17 protein-coding genes are annotated in these 19,910 nt (G+C 46.1%); 11 read left to right on the plus strand and 6 right to left on the minus strand.

What is annotated here, in order from left to right; genetic code table 11:
• Positions 1 to 62: 62 nt before the first annotated feature.
• A complete protein-coding gene (locus tag Q0852_RS03325) occupies positions 63 to 515 on the minus strand; it encodes a CBS domain-containing protein (protein ID WP_299013802.1) in 453 nt (150 codons plus the stop codon).
• Positions 516 to 729: 214 nt separating this feature from the next.
• On the opposite strand from Q0852_RS03325, the gene Q0852_RS03330 reads away from it, so the two are divergent.
• Positions 730 to 1,770: a metal-dependent hydrolase gene (locus Q0852_RS03330; RefSeq protein ID WP_299013805.1), complete on the plus strand. Its 1,041-nt coding sequence runs from the start codon at positions 730 to 732 to the stop codon at positions 1,768 to 1,770.
• Between the two features lie 262 nt (positions 1,771 to 2,032).
• Positions 2,033 to 3,355, plus strand: coding sequence for an anaerobic C4-dicarboxylate transporter (locus Q0852_RS03335; RefSeq protein WP_299013808.1), 1,323 nt, complete (start codon positions 2,033 to 2,035; stop codon positions 3,353 to 3,355).
• A gap of 379 nt (positions 3,356 to 3,734) precedes the next feature.
• On the opposite strand, the gene Q0852_RS03340 is transcribed toward Q0852_RS03335, so the two are convergent.
• Positions 3,735 to 4,169 carry a phosphate-starvation-inducible PsiE family protein gene (locus Q0852_RS03340; protein WP_299013811.1) on the minus strand — a complete coding sequence of 145 codons (435 nt, stop codon included), beginning with the start codon at positions 4,167 to 4,169 and terminating at the stop codon, positions 3,735 to 3,737.
• A gap of 587 nt (positions 4,170 to 4,756) precedes the next feature.
• Here Q0852_RS03340 and Q0852_RS03345 point away from each other — a divergent pair.
• The 7 genes from Q0852_RS03345 (at position 4,757) to Q0852_RS03375 (ending at position 14,686) form a co-directional block, all read left to right on the plus strand.
• Positions 4,757 to 6,778: a hypothetical protein gene (locus Q0852_RS03345; protein WP_299013815.1), complete on the plus strand. Its 2,022-nt coding sequence runs from the start codon at positions 4,757 to 4,759 to the stop codon at positions 6,776 to 6,778.
• A gap of 108 nt (positions 6,779 to 6,886) precedes the next feature.
• Entirely contained in the window at positions 6,887 to 7,369 is a 483-nt protein-coding gene (locus Q0852_RS03350) for a hypothetical protein (RefSeq protein WP_299013818.1), read from the plus strand.
• A 52-nt stretch (positions 7,370 to 7,421) separates the two neighbouring features.
• A complete protein-coding gene (locus tag Q0852_RS03355; protein WP_299013821.1) occupies positions 7,422 to 8,240 on the plus strand; it encodes an FTR1 family protein in 819 nt (272 codons plus the stop codon).
• Positions 8,237 to 9,658: an FAD-dependent oxidoreductase gene (locus Q0852_RS03360; RefSeq protein ID WP_299013823.1), complete on the plus strand. Its 1,422-nt coding sequence runs from the start codon at positions 8,237 to 8,239 to the stop codon at positions 9,656 to 9,658. The genes Q0852_RS03355 and Q0852_RS03360 overlap by 4 nt, the downstream gene beginning before the upstream one ends.
• 24 nt (positions 9,659 to 9,682) lie before the next feature.
• A complete protein-coding gene (locus Q0852_RS03365; RefSeq protein ID WP_299013825.1) occupies positions 9,683 to 10,270 on the plus strand; it encodes a hypothetical protein in 588 nt (195 codons plus the stop codon).
• Positions 10,271 to 10,276: 6 nt separating this feature from the next.
• On the plus strand, positions 10,277 to 11,737 hold the full coding sequence (locus Q0852_RS03370) for a hypothetical protein (RefSeq protein WP_299013828.1): 1,461 nt from the start codon (positions 10,277 to 10,279) through the stop codon (positions 11,735 to 11,737).
• A gap of 21 nt (positions 11,738 to 11,758) precedes the next feature.
• Complete coding sequence (locus tag Q0852_RS03375) at positions 11,759 to 14,686, plus strand: cytochrome D1 domain-containing protein (protein WP_299013830.1); 2,928 nt, start codon at positions 11,759 to 11,761, stop codon at positions 14,684 to 14,686.
• A 188-nt stretch (positions 14,687 to 14,874) separates the two neighbouring features.
• On the opposite strand, the gene cobO is transcribed toward Q0852_RS03375, so the two are convergent.
• The 3 genes from cobO to cobT all read right to left on the minus strand — a co-directional run bounded on the left by cobO (position 14,875) and on the right by cobT (position 17,401).
• Entirely contained in the window at positions 14,875 to 15,480 is a 606-nt protein-coding gene (gene cobO / locus Q0852_RS03380) for a cob(I)yrinic acid a,c-diamide adenosyltransferase (RefSeq protein WP_299013832.1), read from the minus strand.
• Positions 15,481 to 15,545: 65 nt separating this feature from the next.
• The gene (locus Q0852_RS03385; RefSeq protein WP_299014306.1) at positions 15,546 to 16,358 is read right to left on the minus strand and encodes an adenosylcobinamide-GDP ribazoletransferase; all 813 of its coding nucleotides are present in this window, start codon (positions 16,356 to 16,358) and stop codon (positions 15,546 to 15,548) included.
• A 14-nt stretch (positions 16,359 to 16,372) separates the two neighbouring features.
• Complete coding sequence (gene cobT, locus Q0852_RS03390) at positions 16,373 to 17,401, minus strand: nicotinate-nucleotide--dimethylbenzimidazole phosphoribosyltransferase (protein WP_299013833.1); 1,029 nt, start codon at positions 17,399 to 17,401, stop codon at positions 16,373 to 16,375.
• A gap of 235 nt (positions 17,402 to 17,636) precedes the next feature.
• Between cobT and Q0852_RS03395 the strand changes: the two genes are divergently transcribed.
• The gene (locus tag Q0852_RS03395; protein WP_299013836.1) at positions 17,637 to 18,335 is read left to right on the plus strand and encodes a DUF3313 domain-containing protein; all 699 of its coding nucleotides are present in this window, start codon (positions 17,637 to 17,639) and stop codon (positions 18,333 to 18,335) included.
• A 38-nt stretch (positions 18,336 to 18,373) separates the two neighbouring features.
• Here Q0852_RS03395 and Q0852_RS03400 read toward each other — a convergent pair whose 3' ends face one another.
• Positions 18,374 to 19,285 (minus strand): D-alanine--D-alanine ligase, encoded by a 912-nt coding sequence (locus tag Q0852_RS03400; protein ID WP_299013839.1) that lies wholly within the window; start codon positions 19,283 to 19,285, stop codon positions 18,374 to 18,376.
• 121 nt (positions 19,286 to 19,406) lie between these two features.
• Here Q0852_RS03400 and Q0852_RS03405 point away from each other — a divergent pair, with 121 nt between their 5' ends.
• Positions 19,407 to 19,874: a low molecular weight protein-tyrosine-phosphatase gene (locus tag Q0852_RS03405; protein WP_299013841.1), complete on the plus strand. Its 468-nt coding sequence runs from the start codon at positions 19,407 to 19,409 to the stop codon at positions 19,872 to 19,874.
• The last annotated feature ends 36 nt before the right edge of the window (positions 19,875 to 19,910 follow it).

The following is a 19,910-nucleotide window of genomic DNA, read 5'->3' on the forward strand; positions in this document are numbered from 1 at the left end:
AGGCTTGCTCTGGTAGCAAGCCATTTTCATTGCTGTCTGTCTTATTTCGGACATAAGTACGGTCAGGCGTTCGTTTTTTTCTTCTTAATGGATTTCTGTGACTCTAATGTAGTCTGGAAGGCTTTTAGCAAGTCGACCGATGATAGCATTCCTACCAGTTCACCGGTTTTGTTGAGCACCGGAGCTGCTCCGATATTATGGTCAAGGATCGTGCCGACAGCCTTGGTTAGCGTATCGTAGGTGCGGACGTGAATGACATCTCTGATCATGACATCGCCGATATGCAAATCATTAGTCAGATCATATTCATGACCAATGTCCGGTGACTCATCTACCCAGCCTGGCCGTCGTAACTCACGATCGCTGACAATGCCGATCAGTTCGCCCTCATCATTGGTTACGGGGAGGTGGCGAATGGCTTCGTCGCGCATGATAAAGAAAGCTTCACGGAGGCCGGACTCTGGCTGGATGGTAATGACTTTGCGTGTCATGTATTCAGAAACTTTTGTTGGCATTGCATCTTCCCTTTGTCAGAGTGAATTGATGTTGCCTGATTTAAAGTAGCGAATTGAACACAAATGAACTGCGACCGGCCCCGTACTTTTACTTTTGTTTACTTTACTTCTATGCAGAGTCTCTATTCTTGAACGGTTGGGATCTGATATGGTTTGCCAGTTTAGCAAGATATAGCCAGTCAATAATCCCAATCAGGCTAATTAGGAGGTTTTCTTGGATTCAGTTACTCAGGCGGCGTTAGGTGCAGTGGTTGCCGGTGCTGTTGCCGGTAAAAAATGTTCGCCAAAGATCCTTTTGGCCGGGGCTGCGTTGGGCACATTGCCTGATCTTGATGTTTTCCTTAGTTACGGTGATCCTGTTTCGGATATGGTGAAACACCGTGGATTCAGTCACTCATTATTAGTACTGGTTCCGTTTTCTGCGGTACTTGCTATTGGTATGCAGAAGTGGCGTCAAACTCGATTTAGCCTGTTGCAATTGTGGTTTCTGATTTCAGCTTGCCTGATCACGCATCCTTTATTGGATGCCTTTACGTCTTATGGTACGCAGGTTTTATGGCCTCTTCCTGTGAGTGTGGCGGTCTCGAGTATTTTCATTATTGATCCCTTGTACACCCTCCCTTTGCTGATGATGCTTATTGTCAGTTTGATGTGGCGTGAACGAATGGCGAGGTTGTGCCGTCTCGGTTTGATCATGTCTTGCGGTTATTTGGTCTGGTCGGTTGTTGCATTGAATATCGTTGAAGAAAGGGTTCGGGATCAGCTTGCGCATACGTCACTGGCAGACAGTCCTGTATTTATTACCCCGACACCAGTTAATACGATTCTTTGGCGGGTGGTGGTGCTCAATGGCGATACCTATTTAGAAGGGCTTACTTCGCTGCTTGATGAGCAAACGGATATTGATTTTATCGCTAAGGAGCGTGGCCACTGGACGCTGGCGGAAAAACCGGAGCACCTGAAGATGCTTGAAAGCTTTACCCAGAAATTTTTGAAATACGAACAGGTCGGAAGTCGGCTAAAGGTGACTGATTTACGATTAGGGTTGGCTGACTATTTACCTTTCCAGTTTGTTCTCGCCAGTCAAAATGGAGAGGGTATGTGGAATTCTGTGGATCCTCTTAAGCTGGAAGGTCCCAGGGTCAGACCGAAACATCTGCCGGCATTGTGGTTGAGGTTGCTGGGCAATCAGGACATTGATGTAAATTTGTGTCATATCAATGAGTGTCCAAGGCTAGAGAATACAGGTGTATGATCTTGGCACGAGAAAACCGTGTTTCAGGATGTTGCATAGTATTGAATATTCAGTGAATATATGCAGGCGAAGTTGTAGCACACATATCTTTACGGTACGGCATTTATAAGGTGGTCTTCACATATCATTGAGCCAGTGATTAATAGCTGAAGGTATTTGATTTCTGTCAATAGCAAAGCAGCTTACTGTAGGCAATCTACTCCTAAAGTATTGGTGGTCTCGTTGTGAGATCCGCATTTTTCGATATAGGGAGATAACGAGTATGCTGTATTTGGAATTCTTATTCCTCCTTCTCGTGTTGTATGCAGGTAGCCGCTTTGGTGGTATTGGTCTGGGTGTTGTGTCTGGTCTTGGCCTGTTGGTTGAAGTTTTTATTTTCCGCATGCCGCCGACATCGCCGCCGATCACGGTAATGCTGATTATCCTGGCTGTGGTAACTTGTGCATCGATCCTTGAGGCTGCGGGCGGCCTTAAGTACATGCTGCAAGTGGCAGAACGTATTCTGCGTAGTAATCCCAAGCGTGTGACATTTTTAGGTCCTCTGGTTACCTATACAATGACTTTTATGCTGGGTACTGGCCACGCAGTATATTCAATTATGCCAATCATCGGTGATGTTGCGCTTAAGAACGGTATTCGGCCTGAGCGTCCGATGGCGGCCTCTTCTGTCGCTTCTCAGCTGGCTATCACCGCGAGTCCGATTTCGGCAGCTGTTGTTTACTACCTTGCGCAGTTATCAGGTCTTCATGATAATCTTCATCTGCTAAGTATTTTGATGGTAACCGTGCCGTCAACGCTGTGCGGTACGCTGCTACTGTCACTATATAGCTTGCGCCGTGGTACTGAGCTGAAAGACGACCTTGAATATCAGCGCCGTTTGCGTGATCCGCTATGGCGAGATCAGATCCTGCACACGACATCGACTTCACTGGATGAGAAGTTGCCTGCATCTGCTAAGCATGCGGTATTGCTGTTCATTCTAGCACTGGCGTCTATTGTGGTGGTGGCAATGGTGCCAGAGATCCGTACGATAGGCGAAGCTAAGCCAATTAAAATGTCTGTAATTATTCAGATGATGATGCTGGCATTCGGTGGTTTGATTCTGCTGGTAACCCGTACCAATGTGCAGAAAGTGCCTGAAGGGGTCGTCTTTAAGTCTGGTATGGTTGCGGCTATCGCTATCTTCGGTATTGCGTGGATGAGTGATACGTACTTCCAGTATGCAATGCCTTCGTTCAAGTCTGGTATTACGGAGATGGTTCAGGATTACCCATGGACGTTTGCACTGGCACTGTTCATTGTTTCTGTCGTGGTTAACAGCCAGGCAGCGACGGCGCGTATGATGTTGCCTGTTGGTATTGCTATGGGGTTGAACCCTGCGCTACTGATAGGTTTGATGCCTGCAACCTATGGTTACTTCTTCATTCCTAACTATCCGTCTGATATTGCAACTTGTAACTTTGATGTCACGGGTACTACAAAAATTGGTAAATGGTATTTCAACCACAGTTTCATGGTTCCAGGTCTGATTGGTGTAGTATCAGCTTGTACGATTGGTTACACCATCGCCCAGGTTATTGTATAAGTAACTATTTTTAATAAATTTCAATGCCAGTCAGTTAGATTTGACTGGCATTTTTTATGCCTTAGAGTTGATTTTGTGCGCTAGGTTTCACTTGTGAGTTTCTTCGTTTTCTAAATTTATAAAAAGCTATATAACTCATGATTATAGACTAGAGTTGTTTATATGATTTGAATGCTTATGTTGCATTAGTGAGGTCGGCTATGAATAAAAAGAATGATTTTGAGAAGTTGAGAGCAAAGATGCATGAAAGAGCAGTGGAACGGGCAATGAATTTTTATAAAAAGAAACATCAGAAAGTTGTCAGACAATAATGCCATTAGCAGTATTTTAAAAATGAAAAGGGAGCCGAGGCTCCCTTTTTGTATGTTGCTGGTGTGAATTAGTCTTCTGGCTGGGTTTTATTGGGATCGGTAACGACTTCGTATGGCCAGTAATGATGACCAATTCGGATAATTAACGTTGCAGCTGCAAGAATAAAAGCCGCCAAGGACAACCAAACCACAAACAGTCCGTCGAGTTCTTTCATTCCCAAAGTGATATAGCGCGCGATAGCCATAATCGCGATGTAAATCGGGTATCGGACTGGGATTTTACCGTTGGTAATAAATTGCTGGACCATAGCCAGCACTTCCAGATAGATAAACATCAGCAAGATATCGGTTAGCTTGATTTCTTTATTCATATAGACATGAACAAATTCACTGAGCATAGCTGCAATCGTGGCAAACGTTATTGCTACCAGCAAAATAGCTTCCAGAATGTGGAACAATTTTAAAAATTTGCTGCTGAAGCCTTTAGGCAGGTTTGAAGGCATTGGAAATTCCTTAAGCGCAAGATGATTGTTTTTTACCCGGCAACCTCATTTTGAAGCACGCATCTAGAGGTTGCATAGGGATATTATTAATACCTTTATTATATAAGCGGATATTTCAGTGGGAACTAAAAGGGAAAAATGAAAAGAAATTAGTGTCAGTACCTTATGGTATTGAACGTATTATAAGCAACTCACCCTCTACATTTCTTAAGTGCAGACTGACTTCGAGTACGAGCCTTTTTAATATCTATCGTAAATGCAGTGATAAAAGCGGATTAATTGTGGCTGTTGTAGACACACTGTTATCAACGGAAACTCGTAGTAAGGAGATTCATTAGATGTAAGTGGTTGTTTGAAAAGTGAGCGGTAAGTTATGCGAATTAATTCCCTTATTATATGTATGGTCATTTTGTTGGATGTTGATCTCGATCAAGAATCGAAATAGCAATTACTATCGTTATTGATATTTTTATTTACATTTACATTTTGAAACATATAGAATGCAAATCGTTCTCGTTAAGGTCTTCGTCCAACGATGAAAAGCAATTTGCTTTCGATGTAAATGGATAAAACTAGAAGGAAAAGTAGTGAAGAAGTCAGTTCTTAGTATCGCTGTTGCTACCGCTGTTTTCGCGTCGGCAGCCAGTGCTACGGCAAAAGTGGAAGTATTAGATAAAACACATCAACCAGCCGGTAACTTTTTAGCCTACACCGAGTTTGAGCTGTCGGGTGAACCGTTAGCCGAATCGCTTGGCTTGGATCTTGACGTACTTGATCCAAATGTAGCCAATGACCCGACTCCTTTTGATTTTGCCGCTGGTATTGAAAGCTACGAATATTCTGAAGAAGCGATGTATGCGCTTAATTATCAGTCGACAATGGGTCCGCATTTAGTTAATGGACCGGTTAACAGTGCGCGTGGTGGTCAGATGGCAGATCTGGGAAAGCGTGTTATTGAGATGGCTGGTGCAGTAGGCTTCCCGGCGAGTGAAGTCCCGCAGAATATGTATCCGATTTCCATCCCATATATGTCAGGTAGTCCTGAGTTTGCACAAAAGCCTGATACCACCACGGTAAACGGTGATGAAGTGGAGATCGTGACAGCAAAAGGCACGAGCAAAACGGTTCAAACGGTTGTTCCTGCTTATTTCCGTGACTATAAGTCTCTGGCATGGGATGAGACGACCTTTGACAAGTCATTCAATCCTGCGGCAACTGGCAGCATTTTGTTGAAAGAAGTGATGTGGTCGCAAGACTTCCTGGGTGGCATGCACGTAACTGAAACTGATGAAGAAGTTGAGGCGGATTCAGCAACGATGGATCACGATGGCAAACACAGCCTGGGTGTTTCTGCTGCTGATGGCTTTAACGGCATGATGTTGACTGAAATGTCTATTGATAAGCTGCAAATCATGCAACAGCAGCTTGGCTTTGATGGTAAGAAACTGGGCGTTAAATTTGGCCCGGACTATGACCCAGCCAAAGGTCCTATCTGGTTTGCTCATAAGGTAGCCGTGACCGAAGGTACCAATAATGGTGTTAAATCTATTGCGGGTCTGAAAGTAACCGACAGTGCTTCAACACTGCGTGATACCTGGTCAGTGCTATGGCCTGTTGCTGAATTCTTTGCATTCAGTGATCAGCGTACAGCGAATAGCGGCCAGAACCCGGCATTCCTGGCTGTATTTGATGGTGCGCCGTTTGCGGCCGCGCCTAAGGAAAATATTGATGCAAATGAAAACAATGACGTAGTTGCTGGCGATGCATTCTCACTTGCAAACAATATTTCTAACCTATTGTTCAAGAACATTGCGGCTCTGCATTACAACAAAGAGCAAGGTACTTTTGTTACTGAATACAAAGGCGGCCAGCAAGGAAACAAGGTTGATACGTACGATGCTGCATATTCTATCGTAGCTCTGTCTATCTACCAGCGTGCAAAAGATGCTCTGCCGGTAGGTTACGCGTCAGCAGAATCTGGTGATGTCGATCTGAAAACAGCTGCGGGTAAAGATGCGCTGGCAATGATCAAAGGACAGGCTGACTTCATTATTAACCAGCTGGTAGGCAAAGATGGTCTGGTCTTTGACGGTCTGACGCTGAATACCGTGAACAAGCTAAATAAAGACAAGTCGCTGGATGCACAGTTTGCGGCTATTCGTGGCTTGGTTGCGGCATACCTTGCTACTGATGATGTGAAGTACAAGCAGGCAGCGCGTTCAATCTATCTGGCGGTAGAGAAAAACATGTTTGATAAAAAAATCAACACATGGTCTGCCGTACCGGGTAAAGCAACAATCCACACTCCTTATACTGCAGCAGCTATTTCCGGCGGCCTGCGTGAGGCAATTCTTCACCTGAAAAATGAAGAAGGTGAAAATGAGCCAGCGCTTGAGTTGAAAGTACTGACAGATCGTTATGTAAGTTGGTTCCGCGGTGTTATTAACGGCGGTATGCAGCTTGCTGAGTGGATGGGCGATTCTGGTGAAAACCAGATCAAAGGTAGTAACGCTACCGATACCGATGAAGACGGTGTCCACCAGATCATTGCTTCCGGCGGTAAGTTCGGTACCGCAATGACTATGGCTAACAAAGTCAGTGTTAAATAAACGGTAAGCAATCCTGAAACCGATTAGGCAGCGATATTGAATCGCTGCCTTTGTCGTATCTATTTATTACCGCTGAATAATGAAGCGTTCTGCTGTTTGAAGGTTGTTATGTCAGTATCTCTGAGTTCGGTTAAAAAGCCTCTTGGTGGTAGGTTTAGCCAATGGTGGCATCGTTTGGCTTATCGTCATAAATGGGCTGAATCATTGCTTTATCTGATGTTTTTCAGTGGCTTGTTGCTGTGGGATACGGTAAGTGTGAGTTGGAAAATCGAGCGCTGGACATTACTGGTTCATATGCTGGTCGGCGCCACTTTATTTACTGTTATTGTCGGGGCTTTCTGGGGGGCTCACCGGCGTCTGATTACTTCGAGTAAAAAGTCTTTTTTACGTCAGACAGGGACTGCAATTGAGTGGTTACTTATGGCTTGCTGCCTGAGTGGTTTTTACTTGTTCTTCTATGGCACGCCCGGAAATCCTCTGGGGGAGGCTATCCAGGACGTGCATTTTTACTCGTCGTGGTTGCTGGCCCCTCTAGTGTTTCGTCATGCCATGCGCTGGAGCGTATTGAATATAAAGAAGTTTTTTAACTGATAAGAGCCGTAACAGGCCGTAATATATTGAATTAATTATTATTGGGGAGCTCATGTTAGCCAGTTTCTTAATAACCCTGCGTGAAGGGTTAGAGGCCTTTTTACTGGTGGGTATTGCCTTGTCGTATCTCGCCAAGTTAAATGCCCGTCGTTTTAACAAATTTATTTACCTAGGCGTGTTTGTTGGTTTACTGCTTTCTCTTGTGGTAGCCGTTGTTTTCCAGGTTGTTGTCGATCAGTTCAGCAATGAACTTTATCGCAACTATTTGATGGCCGGGATCCTGATATTCGCCACAGTTGTATTGACCTATATGGCTGTCTGGATGCAAAAGCAGGCAAAAAATCAGGTTGCTCAGATGCAAAGGGAACTGACAGATATGGTCAGTACCGGCAACTTATTTGGGTTGGTGTTGTTATCGACACTGGCTGTGTTGCGTGAAGGTTTTGAGACTATCTTGTTCTTCTCTGCCTTGATGTATTCGAATTTTGGTGAGTTCAGTACTCAGGATGCCCTGATTGGCGCTATTTCTGGATTAGTCCTGTCTATTGTGCTGGTTTGGATGATGCTGAAAAGTACCCGCAATGTGCCACTCCGCGAGTTTTTCCGCTGGACAAGCCTGCTAATTATCATTATCGCGGCTGGTTTACTCTCATCAGCAATCAATATGTTGCAGGCGGCGCATGTGTTACCGATTATCCATGCCCAGCTTTTTGATATCTCACATATTCTTGATGACCGTGGTGTATTTGGCACTTTCTTGCGGGCCTTGTTTGGCTATAACTCATCCCCTGGCTTATTACAGCTGGTCGTTTGGGGCGGTTATTTACTGACATTTATCTTTTTCTGGAACCGAGGTTATAAGCAAGCATGAGTATCTCTTCTAGCAAACATATCGCAGTGCTCGGGGCTGGGCCCGCGGGCCTGATGGCGGCGTGGGAACTGGTTGAAGCCGGATATCAGGTCACTGTAATTGAACGGGATGATCATGTCGGCGGGATGTGTGCAACGCAGACGTTCAGCGGCAAGCATGGTGAGTATCGCTTTGATTTTGGCGGTCATCGCTTCATTACAAAAAATCCTAAGTTGCTGGACTTTGTTGATACGTTGATGGGTGATGAATTGCTCTATGCCCAGCGTAAAAGCGTGATTCGCTATCGTAGTCGAATTTATCAATACCCGCTGGCAATGCTGGATCTGATCAAAAACGCACCTTTACCTTTGCTGGTGGGCGGCGCAATTGATCTTGGTAAGCAGTTTTTCAAATCCAAGCCGCAGGATCAGTCGACGGTTAGTTTTGCCGAGTGGATTGAAAGCCGCTTTGGCACCACCTTGTATAAGCATTTCTTTGAAGGCTATACCGCTAAACTGTGGGGGATTGATCCTGCTTTTCTTTCTGGTGACTGGGCTTCCCAGCGTATCAGTCTGATTGACCTTAAAGATGTTGCTCGCCGTTTGCTGCCGGGGCGCCGTTCATCGGTTCGGACTTATGCCCGCCAGTATCGTTATCCTAAGTGGGGCTTTGGACAGCTTTATACTCGTCTTGCTGAGGAGCTGGAAAAGAAAGGTGTTGAGATCGTTCTTAACAGTGACGTTTGTGGTTTGAATATTGATGCTGATAACCAGATTGAATCTGTAATGTATAACCACCAGGGCAAAGAACAGATCCTTTCCTGTGATCAGGTGATTTCAACATTGCCGCTGCCACTGATGTGTAAGCTGACCGGCTTTGATAGTGGGCTGGAGTTCAGGGCGCTGCGTTTCATTAATATGCCGATGGAAACAGAAAATATTTCTGATAATACCTGGCAGTACCTTTCCGATCCGGAAATACTGGGTACCCGATTGCAGGAGCCAAAGCGCCGTTCGTCATTCATGGCGCCGGAAGGACACTCTTCGGTGATGATTGAAATTCCTTGTAACAAGGGAGATGAGGTGTGGTCGATGGATGGTGAACGCCTCCAGCAACGGGTATTGCGTGATCTTGACTCTCTTGGGGTTGAGTCGAAGCTGGTAACGGGTGAGTACTTTACTTCGTACACCGAGCATGCTTATCCGTTGATGGATATGCCGTATCAGGATAAGCGTGAGAAGGCGATCATACATTTGTCTCAGTTTGACAATCTTATCATGACTGGCCGTCAGGGCACTTTCCGCTACATCTTTACTGATACAGCAATGGAAATGGGAATGATGGCTGCGCAGTCTGTAATTGATGGAAAGGAGCGTCGGCGTGAGATTTTTGATTTCCGCAATGAGAAAACTGTGATTGAAGTTCAGAGTGTCGCCTGATACCGCTTGTACATGGAGAAATGAATGAAACCAATAACATTTATTCGCGTGTTGCGTACATTGTTAGTCCTGTCTCTGGGAATGATGTTTAGTGCATCCAGTTACGCATATTCGTATGCCGCCGCAGGGAAAGAGCCGGTGATCGATGGGCGAGAGGCAATATTGATGGCGCTGTCTAATAATGATTTTGCGGCGGCAAAAGTAGCTGCGGATGACCTACAGGAAGAGTTTGTCTATCTACTCAAGGAGCACCAGGTCGATTTGCAGACGCCAATGGCGCTGGCTTTGGAAAATAAAGATGCTGCCGGGGTAGAAGCGGTAATGGATCGTGCCGTGATTGAAGAGATCATCCGTCGCTTAGACGGAGCAGGGAAGAACCTGGGTGACTATCAGGTTGCGAAGGTACTGGTCGTCAAAAGTAAACTGTTTCTTGATTTGCTTATGCCAAAGCTAGATGAAGGCCAAAGACAGCAAGCGACAACAGCTATTCAGGGAGTTCTGAATGCGATTGGAAACCCAGGCGTTTTTGGGGTTGGGCAAGCGCCGGCTGATCCTGAGGTTTTCAAGCAACAGCGCGAACTGTTGATTGAAACAATCAGTACTTTGAAGTAGCAAGCTGTGCAGCACGCCTATCCTGAAAATACCGAATCTAAGCCAAATGCCGGTAGCCTGCCGTACGTGGTGATCATGCTGGCAGCTTATGTTGCCTGGGGATTGTGGATAAGCCGTTTTCCTCTGGCGTTGACCAGTGATGACGCGCTTAATTTTTCACGGGGTGTTGAGCGGTTTTCGGTACTGGAGTTTCGCCCGCATTTTCCGGGGTACCCGGCATTTATTGTCCTCTCCCGATTAGTAGCATTATGGGGCGAACCGGCCATAGCGCCGGTTTGGCTATCGCTGTTGTCGGCGGCAGCGATACCGCTTCTGGTAGCAAGGCTGATTATCATCCTTTCCGGATCATGGCCGGCAGCCACTTTGGGATGCTTACTGGTTCTGATGCAACCTCTTTTGGCTTCGGTCGCACTGAGTGGTTTGTCTGATTCTACTGCAATTGTGTGGTTTCTTCTGGCATTGATTGCTGCCATGCAACAGAAGGGTTGGATGGTCGGTCTCTGGATTGGTTTGATGTTAGCAACGCGACCATCATATTTTCCGTTGGCTCTTGGGATGGCAGTCGCACCCCTTTGGGAAAGTTATGCAGGCTTCAGGCTGGTAGCCTACCTTAAGGCAAGCTTGGCTATTGCCGGTATTGGGGCACTTAGCCTGTTGTTTATCTGGTTTTATGATGGCGCTGCATATTTTGAAGAGGGAGCCCGGTTTACCCAAGGGCATTTTGCTATTTGGGGAAATACCGCAGAAGGTGATAGCTCTAGTTTTTGGCAATGGGTGACGTCTTTAAAGGAAGGAATAGGTTGGTTCAGCCTGGTTATTGTCGCCGTTTCGTTATTACATGCCGGACTTTGGCGTGCCATCGCTGGGATTGTGTCACCAACACTATCTTCTACGGAATTAAAGAAGCAGCAACTTACCCTTATGGCAATCATTGCCCTGCTGTACTGGGCTTGGATCACCATCGGGCAAAACCCGGATAACTTACGCCATTGGACCCCGGTACTTATTCTGTTCCTAGTCACTTTTCCTGTGCAGCTGAGCGGCTTAACACAAACGGCAGACGTTGGAAGTCTTCGAATGAAGGTGGCATATGTACTTGGCTCCGGTTCGATAGTGTATTGCCTGGTACTCGGCTACCCAAGTGTTTATGGAACGCCGCGACAGGCACCAATTCAGCAGGCAATCGAGTGGATTAAAGCTAACTCGCAAGTCAAGGTTGTCGGTACTAACTATAGTGTGAACTTGTTGCGTGATCAGTTAGGTGGTCATGGGATCTACGACATGTATTACCCCAGCAGCCAATTAGCCTTGATTGATGCTGATAAACGAATCCCTCAGAGCGCGTGGCGGTTATCGGGAACGCCGCTTAATAATAAGTGTTTAGCTGCTAAGTTAGAGCCAAGGTTCATCGGTGAAAGGCGTCTCTTTTTATATCAAATTGGTCAGTGCCGTCGGTTACTGAACTGAATTTATCAAGTGTAAAGACGAATGAAATTAAATAGTAAATTTAAGCCGGCAAAGCAACTTATGCTCGTGTTGCTGGCCTTGCTTTGCCAGCCGGCAATGGCGATCGAGAAAAGTAGCTCGATGCTGTTTAATCAAGATAAAAGTCGGATCATCAGTGCTAACTTTGATGCCGGTAGCGTCAGTATCCTTGCCCGTGATGATGGTAAGTTAATTGCCGAGTCAACAATTGGCCGTGATATTCGCCGTATCGCGCAGACTGATGACGGTAAGTTGTTGCTGGCGACTGATTATATGAACGATCGGGTTGTACTACTGGATGCAATGACGTTGGAAACCAAACGCGTGACAGCTGTACCTTCGCGCCCGTTTGGTGTGGTATATGACCCGCAGCATCGGCAGTTTTATGTCACAAGTTTTGAGCGCGATAAGCTGCTGGTTATAAATACTGATGGCGAAGTCAGTAATACCATTGAGACAGCATCAACACCACGAGGCCTGGCGCTTACTGATGATGGGCGTTTGCTGGTGACTCACTCACTTTCAGGGCAGGTATCTATCTATGATGTGACTGGAGAACTGCCGCAGCTGATTAAGGTCGTGCAACTAGCCGATAGTGCGGCCGATTCGGTTAAGACAAATCCGCAGGGTAAACCACGCCAGTTGGATAATATTGCAATTTCCCCTGATGGCAGTCAGGCCTGGTTGCCCCATGTTTTATGGTCATTTGGCCACGACTTCCAGTTCCAGTCGACAGTTTTTCCGACCGTGTCCATTTTGGATTTGGAACCGGGTAACGAGCATGAAATTGTTGATGAGCGGAAGCAACTTTTCAAACAGATTAACATTATCGAAAGTGGAAACAGGATTCGGATTGTTTCGAATCCTCATGATGCGGTGTTCACTGATGATGGTAACAAGATCATCTTTACTCTGGCAGGTTCCGAAGACCTGATGGTGTTTGACCTGTCACGTCAGGGAAAGAAGAATAAAAATCGTCACCGCCGCAAGAAATTCCAGGGCGGGGTGAAAGCAACCCAGATTTATCGCAATGTGCCGGGTAATAACCCGCGGGGCCTGCTGGTTTCCGGGCGCGAGCTTTATGTACAAAATGCGATGTCATTGGATATAGCCAAGTTTGATACCGGGGCAGCAGGACCGTTCTCAAAAGTTAAGCTAACGCAGGCCAATTTTGCCGATTTGGTTTCTGTTGACCCTTTGCCGAAGCAGCTACGTTTGGGCAAGACATTGTTTAATAGTGCCAATATGGGGGATTATCCCGATTTCCCAATGGCCGGTGATTTCTGGATGAGCTGTAACTCTTGTCACCTTGATGGTTTCAATTTTACTAACCGTCAGTTGATGAAAGACGGCAAGAAAGATCGTTTCAGTAATGCGCTTACCGGCCATGTTGATGTACGAAAAATGATCGCTGGTGATCCGATTGGAGCCTATATCGATATAATCCAGAAGACTCAGGGCGGGATGGGTGGAGACCCTCGCGAAGAATCATTGCCACCGGTTAACGTTGAGAATCCCCCGCTGGAAGTGGTCAAGATGATGACGGCCCTGAACGAGTATGTTCGTGCACCAGAGAACCTGCCTTATTTATCAACCTGGCTGCGGTTGGATGATAACAAGCGCTATACCCACCCAAGTGAGTGGATTAACTCCGCTGAGTGTGCAGACTGTCATACCACGATTTATGATCAGTGGGCAGATTCAAACCACGGGATGAATATGGATCACCCGTATTATCGTTTCCAGGAAGATGTTGCAGCCCAAAGTGAAGGTGAGGAATTCCGTGTCTTGTGCCGCGGCTGCCATGCACCTCAGATGGTGATAAATGGTGACAAAAAGCCGATGTCTGATTTTGGTGATATGTGGGAAAAAGGAGGAAAGTCGCTGAAACAGGCCTATGCTCATGGTCAGTCGGTGAGTGAACGAGGAACGGGCTGTGTTTTCTGTCACCGGGTTACCAAAGCGGAAAATGCCGGGGGCAATACCGATATGACGGTTAATATTAAAGACCGTGAAAGTTATGTGTTCGATGATGTTAAAAACAGCATGTTCAAATGGCTGGCTGAGAAACAAATCAATGCGTCACCGGAACAGCACAAAGCATCATATTCCAACCCTGAGCTTTACCAAAGTTCGCTTTATTGTGCGACTTGCCATAATGAGTTCACTACCGGACAGGGGGCGAATATCAATGATAACTTTGGCGAGTGGCTGGCATCACCGTTTAATGCGCCAGATGATCCCAAGCAGCATAAAACCTGTATTGACTGCCATATGACTCAGGATGTGGCTGATTTCAATAACAAGGTAGGGGGACAGTCAACCAATAATGGCCCGATGAAGTCAAATTTACGTTCGCACCACTTGGTTGGCGGCAACTACTTCTTTACCGGTATGCGCAACCCTGAACACAAGAAGATGAGTGTTGATATTCTCAAAACAGCGCTGACTCTTGAGGTGGAAAAGCAGGGGAATAAGCTGACGGCCAAGATAACGAATGTTAACTCTGGTCATGATATGCCTGGTGGTGCCCGTCGTCAGGTCTGGCTGGAAGTGATTGCGACCGACGCTAACGGCCTGCGTGTATATAGCAGTGGTGTTATGGAAAACGGGGTGATCCCGAAAGATTCACGTAAGTTTATTAAGGTCGGGGTTGACAAAGATGGTAAGCCTGTAGGTTTACGTTTCTGGCGCTATGTGAAAATCGGTAAAGATACTCGGATTAAATCCGGAGAGACTCGTAATGAGGTATTTGAGTTGCCGAAGGATGTTGAATACCCGTTAACGGTATCAACCAGGGTTCTCTACCAAGTGTTTGCCAAGGGGTTGACCGATAAGGTTCGTAATGCCTACCCGGATGAAAATATTCCGGATCCGGAGGTTATCGAACTACAGAAAGTGGTGAAGACCTATTTATCACCAGTACAGTAAGGTGGTTATTCCGGCTCAGGTGCCAGTAAGTACCTGAGCCTTTTAAACTCGCCCTTCGGGAGGGCTCCAGCCGCTCGATAACTGCTCCAAATTGTTTTGATATAGAACCACTATATCTTCATCAATTTGGGTTGTTCTCAAACAGCTGTGAGCGCTCTGATTGGATCAGATAATTGTTCAGTTTGGTATTACCAGTCAACGCCTTTTCGGGCTTTGATACCGCTTTCGAATGCATGTTTAACATTACGCACTTCTGATACGGTATCTGCCAGCTCGATCAGGCTGCGATGAGCACTACGTCCGGTCACAATCACAGACTGCATAACCGGGCGGTTGGTGATGGCCTCAATTACTTCGTCTAAATCTATATAGTCATACGTGACCATATAGGTCAGTTCATCGAGTAAAACTACATCATAGCGTTCATCGGCCAACATTTTTTTGCATTCAGTCCATGTTTCCTGAGCGGCTGCTGCATCGGCTGCTTTGTTCTGGGTTTCCCAGGTAAAACCGGTCGCCATAACGGCGAAATCGACGCCATGGGATTGAAGCAGGTTTCTTTCACCACAGTCCCAGGTGCCTTTGATGAATTGAGCAACACCGCACTTTTGACCGTGTCCGACAGCTCTGGCAATGGTGCCGAAACCAGAGGTTGATTTGCCTTTACCGTTACCGGTGATAATCAGGAACAGACCTTTTTCATCCTGTGCAGCTTCAATTCTGGCATCCACTTTCTGCTTGAGCTTCTGCTGACGAGCTTTATGCCTTTCGTCCTTATCGGTTTGTTCAACCATAGGGTGACCTTAATGTTAATGGAATTGAATAATGCTATCGGTGATAACGGAGTTTGATATTGGTATTAGAGCAATGCCAGTAATGTCATGTATCCGGTAAGTTCGCAGAGCTGCTGGGCCGCACCCAGACAGTCGCCCGTGTAGCCGCCGAGCTGACGTTCAAACCATTTACCGCAAAGGGATCGGGTTACCAGCAGTACCGCAATCAATATCAATGTCGTTTTCAACGGCAGTAACAGTAATATAATCAATCCAGTGACGATTAAAACCCACAAATCATGCAGGCTTTGATGATTGGCTAATGGTTTGACCTTGCTATGCTGATCGGCTCGAACATAAGGGTAAGCGAAGATCAGGCTGGCAGCACACACCCGGCTTAGGGTATGCATTACAACAAGTGCAGTCGTAGGTAGCCATGGATTGATATCGCCAATGGCTGTTAGTGTTATCCACTTCATTCCTAAAACCATTACAAGTGCGCAGGCTCCATAGGTACCAAGCCGTGAATCTTTCATGATTTCAAGTTTTTGTTCTGGCTTCCAGCCGCCTCCGAAGCCATCAAAAGTATCAGCCAGCCCATCTTCGTGAAAAGCGCCGGTAATCAGCAGGCTACCTATCATTGCTAGAGCAACAGCGATTGACGGAGGAAATAAGGTTAGTGTTGCAAGGTAGATAATCGCGCTGATTACACCAACTATTGTGCCGACGACACCAAAGTAGCGATTAGCCTGATTGAGTCGCTGTGGTGAATAGGGGGCATCAGAAGGAATTGGTATCCGGGTGAAAAATGCCAAGGCGACTAAGAAAATCTGCCATTGTTTTTTTAGCCCGGTTGTTTTGTTTTCTCCAGCTACGATATCGCTATTACAGGTTTGTATCTGGTTGTCGGCGTTCACACGGTCACTCCTGCTTCACCGAAGCTCGCCATATTGTTGTAGAACTCACAAGCCGAACGGATGATTGGCAGAGCCAGAGCGGCTCCAGTACCTTCACCTAAACGCAAGCCTAAATTCAACAAGGGGGTGGCATCGAGGTGTTGGAGCATTCGTTGATGTCCGGACTCTTCGGAGCAGTGGCAGTAGATGAAATAATGATTAGCTTCAGGATACATAGCTGTCGCCAGCATTGCTGCCGCTGTTGAGATAAAACCATCGACCAGGACAGACATTTTTAATTCAGCTGCTTTAAGCATGCCACCGGTAATTTGGGCTATTTCAAATCCGCCGAGACAAGCCAGAATGCTGAGTGGATCTTTTAGTTGTGTGCGGTGTAAGTCCAGCGCCTGGGTAATGAGTGCTTGTTTACGCTGTAGCTGGCTGTCGTCTATGCCTGTACCTCGTCCAACGCATTCATCGGCAGGAATTTTTAATATTGCTGCCATAATCGCTGCGGCACTACTGGTATTGCCTATTCCCATCTCACCAAAACCGACCAAATTACAGCCTTGCTGATGGTGCTTAGCGATTAGGTCAGCACCATAATTGATCCCTTGGAGAGCGATTTTTTTTGACATGGCAGCTTGTTGGCTGAAATCTTCAGTGCCGTTGCCAAGCCGTTGTTTAATTAACTGCGGGTGGTCATCGGCTTCGATTTTGGTGCCAGCATCAATAACTTGCAGTGCCATGTCATTAACACGACAAAAACAGTTGATAGCCGCGCCACCGGCAAGAAAGTTGATGACCATCTGAGTGGTGACTTCGCTTGGGGCTATGCTCAATCCGTGGCGGGCAATACCATGATCACCGGCAAATACCAGCAGATGAGGCTGGTTTATAGCGATAGTCTCTGCCTGTTGGATCAGGGCTAGCTGGGTTGCGATATCTTCAAGTTGCCCCAAGGCTCCAAGCGGTTTGGTTTTGTCATTAATTTTGTGCTGGATCTGATTTAAAACAGATGTATCTGGTGAAGTGATGGTAAACATGGATGCCACTCTCCCTGTTCATGGCAAAATAAAGGCTGGTTTGTTGCGTCACTGTATTTCGGCGATAAGAAATTTTGCGCCTGCGAGAACACTAAGGCAATGGAAGCGCAGAAAAAATTATTGGATTACTTGTAAAGTTTTATGAGGTGTATAGGATTTATCGTATTATATGGTACGATGTACTAATTGCTAGTGTTCAGTAAATGTTGCTCAGTAGATATTGACGAGGAAAAATATGCCATGTAAGTCGATTGTCGTTTTGTTGTTTAGTTTGATCATTTGTGGGTGTTCAAGCCGTTTGCCGACGGAAGAAGAACAGCAGAGTAATTTGATTCAGCATCTCGATAAGATGGTCGAAGTGGAATATATCCGTGACGCGACCGGTTTGCAGTGGGTATCTCCAACTCTGAAGATTTCGCAATACGACAAGTTGAAGATCGAGCCGGTTGATTTGCATCAGAGTGCAAAGGCGGTTCGTCAGATCCCTGAACCAGTTCTTGAAAGGATCTCCCTGCGATTGACAAGCAAGCTTAAACAGGAGCTTGCTGATGGTGTCGAGCTGGTGGATGGGCCGAAAGATAAGGCCGCGACGCTAAAGATAATGATTAGTCGGGCAAGTACTGATATGGAAGACTTGCAGATCAACGAAGTGTTGCCTTACGGGGCATTAATTGGTGGCGCTAAAGCTTTACTTGGAACCCGGGATAGAAATGTCAGGATTTTGCTTGAAGCGCAACTGGTCGATAGTCAGAGTGAAGAGATATTGGCTGAGCGAGTAGGGGTCATACTTGCCAAAGGTATTTTAGAGAACGATACGGTTGAGCTGGAATACGATCAGATCAAAGATACGGTCGATCGTTTTACCCAGGACATTGTTCACTTTATTCGCCTGACGGCTTATCAGGCCACACTGAACGAAACAGAGCAGGGCTAGGCCCTGCTCATTGATTTATATGCAGGTGAATACCATTACTAGCAGCTATGAAGAATAGCTTCAACGGTATCTTCGTAATTCATACCAACCTGTTCGGTTGCTAGCGGGAATACGCTTCTTGCTGTCATACCTGGTGCTGTGTTGATTTCAATAGCGTAGAAATGGTCATTTTCGTCAGCAATTACATCAATACGTCCCCAACCTGATGCGTTAACAGCACGGAAGGCTGCCAGTGCTAAAGCCTGAATTCGTTCTTCTTGAGCTGAAGTCAGGTTGGCTGGGCAGTGGTAGCAGGTATCAGCAGACTTGAATTTGGCTTCATGACTGAAGAAAGAGTGGGAATGTTCGATTTCCACTGTCGGTAATACCTGTTGCCCAAGAATACTTACTGTAAACTCACGTCCTGAAACAAAGCTCTCAATAAGTACTTTATCTTCATATTGGAATGCTTCGCTGATAAAGTGGGAAAGCTCTTCAAGGTTGTGGGCTTTATTGATGCCGATGCTACAGCCTTGGGTAGCAGGTTTGACGACCAGAGGGAATTTGTAACCATCAATCAGGTTCGGTAGAGACTCTTCGCGATAATCTGACTGGTATAGTTCAAAGAAGCGGGGAGTGGTAATGTCGGATGCCTGCCAGACTTTTTTCGTCATCGCCTTATCAATACCAACAGCTGAAGCGCGGTGATCACTGCCAGTATAAGGAATGTTTAGTAGTTGAAGGGCTGCCTGAATTGTCCCGTCTTCACCGTCTCCACCATGTAGGGCCAGGAAGGCTTTGTCGATATTCAGTGTTGGTAATGATGTAAAATCAAAGGATTCGTCAACATCAATATCGATTACGTCGTAACCTTTGCGCTTTAAAGCTCCGGAAACTGCTGTACCGGACATTAATGAGATGCTTCGTTCACTCGAAGAACCACCATATAAAACAGCGACTTTTTTTACCACGATGAGGTTCCCTCTTGCGTAATATGGAATGTATAGTGTTTTGAATGCGAAGTTGAATGCAATTAGTGGCTAAGCAATAGCGTTTCTATTGCAGCTGCGTATATTATCACTAGGAATTGATATGTCTAATAATACCTATAAAGTACTTGTAGTTTGTATGGGGAACATCTGTCGCTCACCGACGGCAGAAGCCGTTCTTCGTGCTAAAGCGAGTGAATATGGTGTCAATATAGAGATTGATTCTGCTGGTACGATTGGATTTCACCAGGGTGAATGTCCGGATCATCGTGCCCAGGTTGCCGGAGAGGCTAGAGGGTATAGCTTTTCAGGGATCAGGGCGCGGAAAGTTGAGCTGATTGATTTTGAATACTTCGATCTTATTCTGGCTGCTGATCGAGCCAATTTAGATGATTTGCGAGAGATTTGCCCTCAACCTCATCAAGGTAAGTTGGCTTTGTTTCTGGATTACTCCGACTGCGGTGTTACAGAAATTCCGGACCCTTATTACGGGGGGGCTTATGGTTTTAATCATGTGCTTGATTTGATCGAGGATGCGACAGAGCGTTTGTTAAAAACAATTCCCAGATAGGCAATCTGAAAGAAAAAACGCCCGCAATTGCGGGCG

The organism is uncultured Photobacterium sp., from assembly GCF_947502415.1.
Classification (GTDB): domain Bacteria; phylum Pseudomonadota; class Gammaproteobacteria; order Enterobacterales; family Vibrionaceae; genus Photobacterium.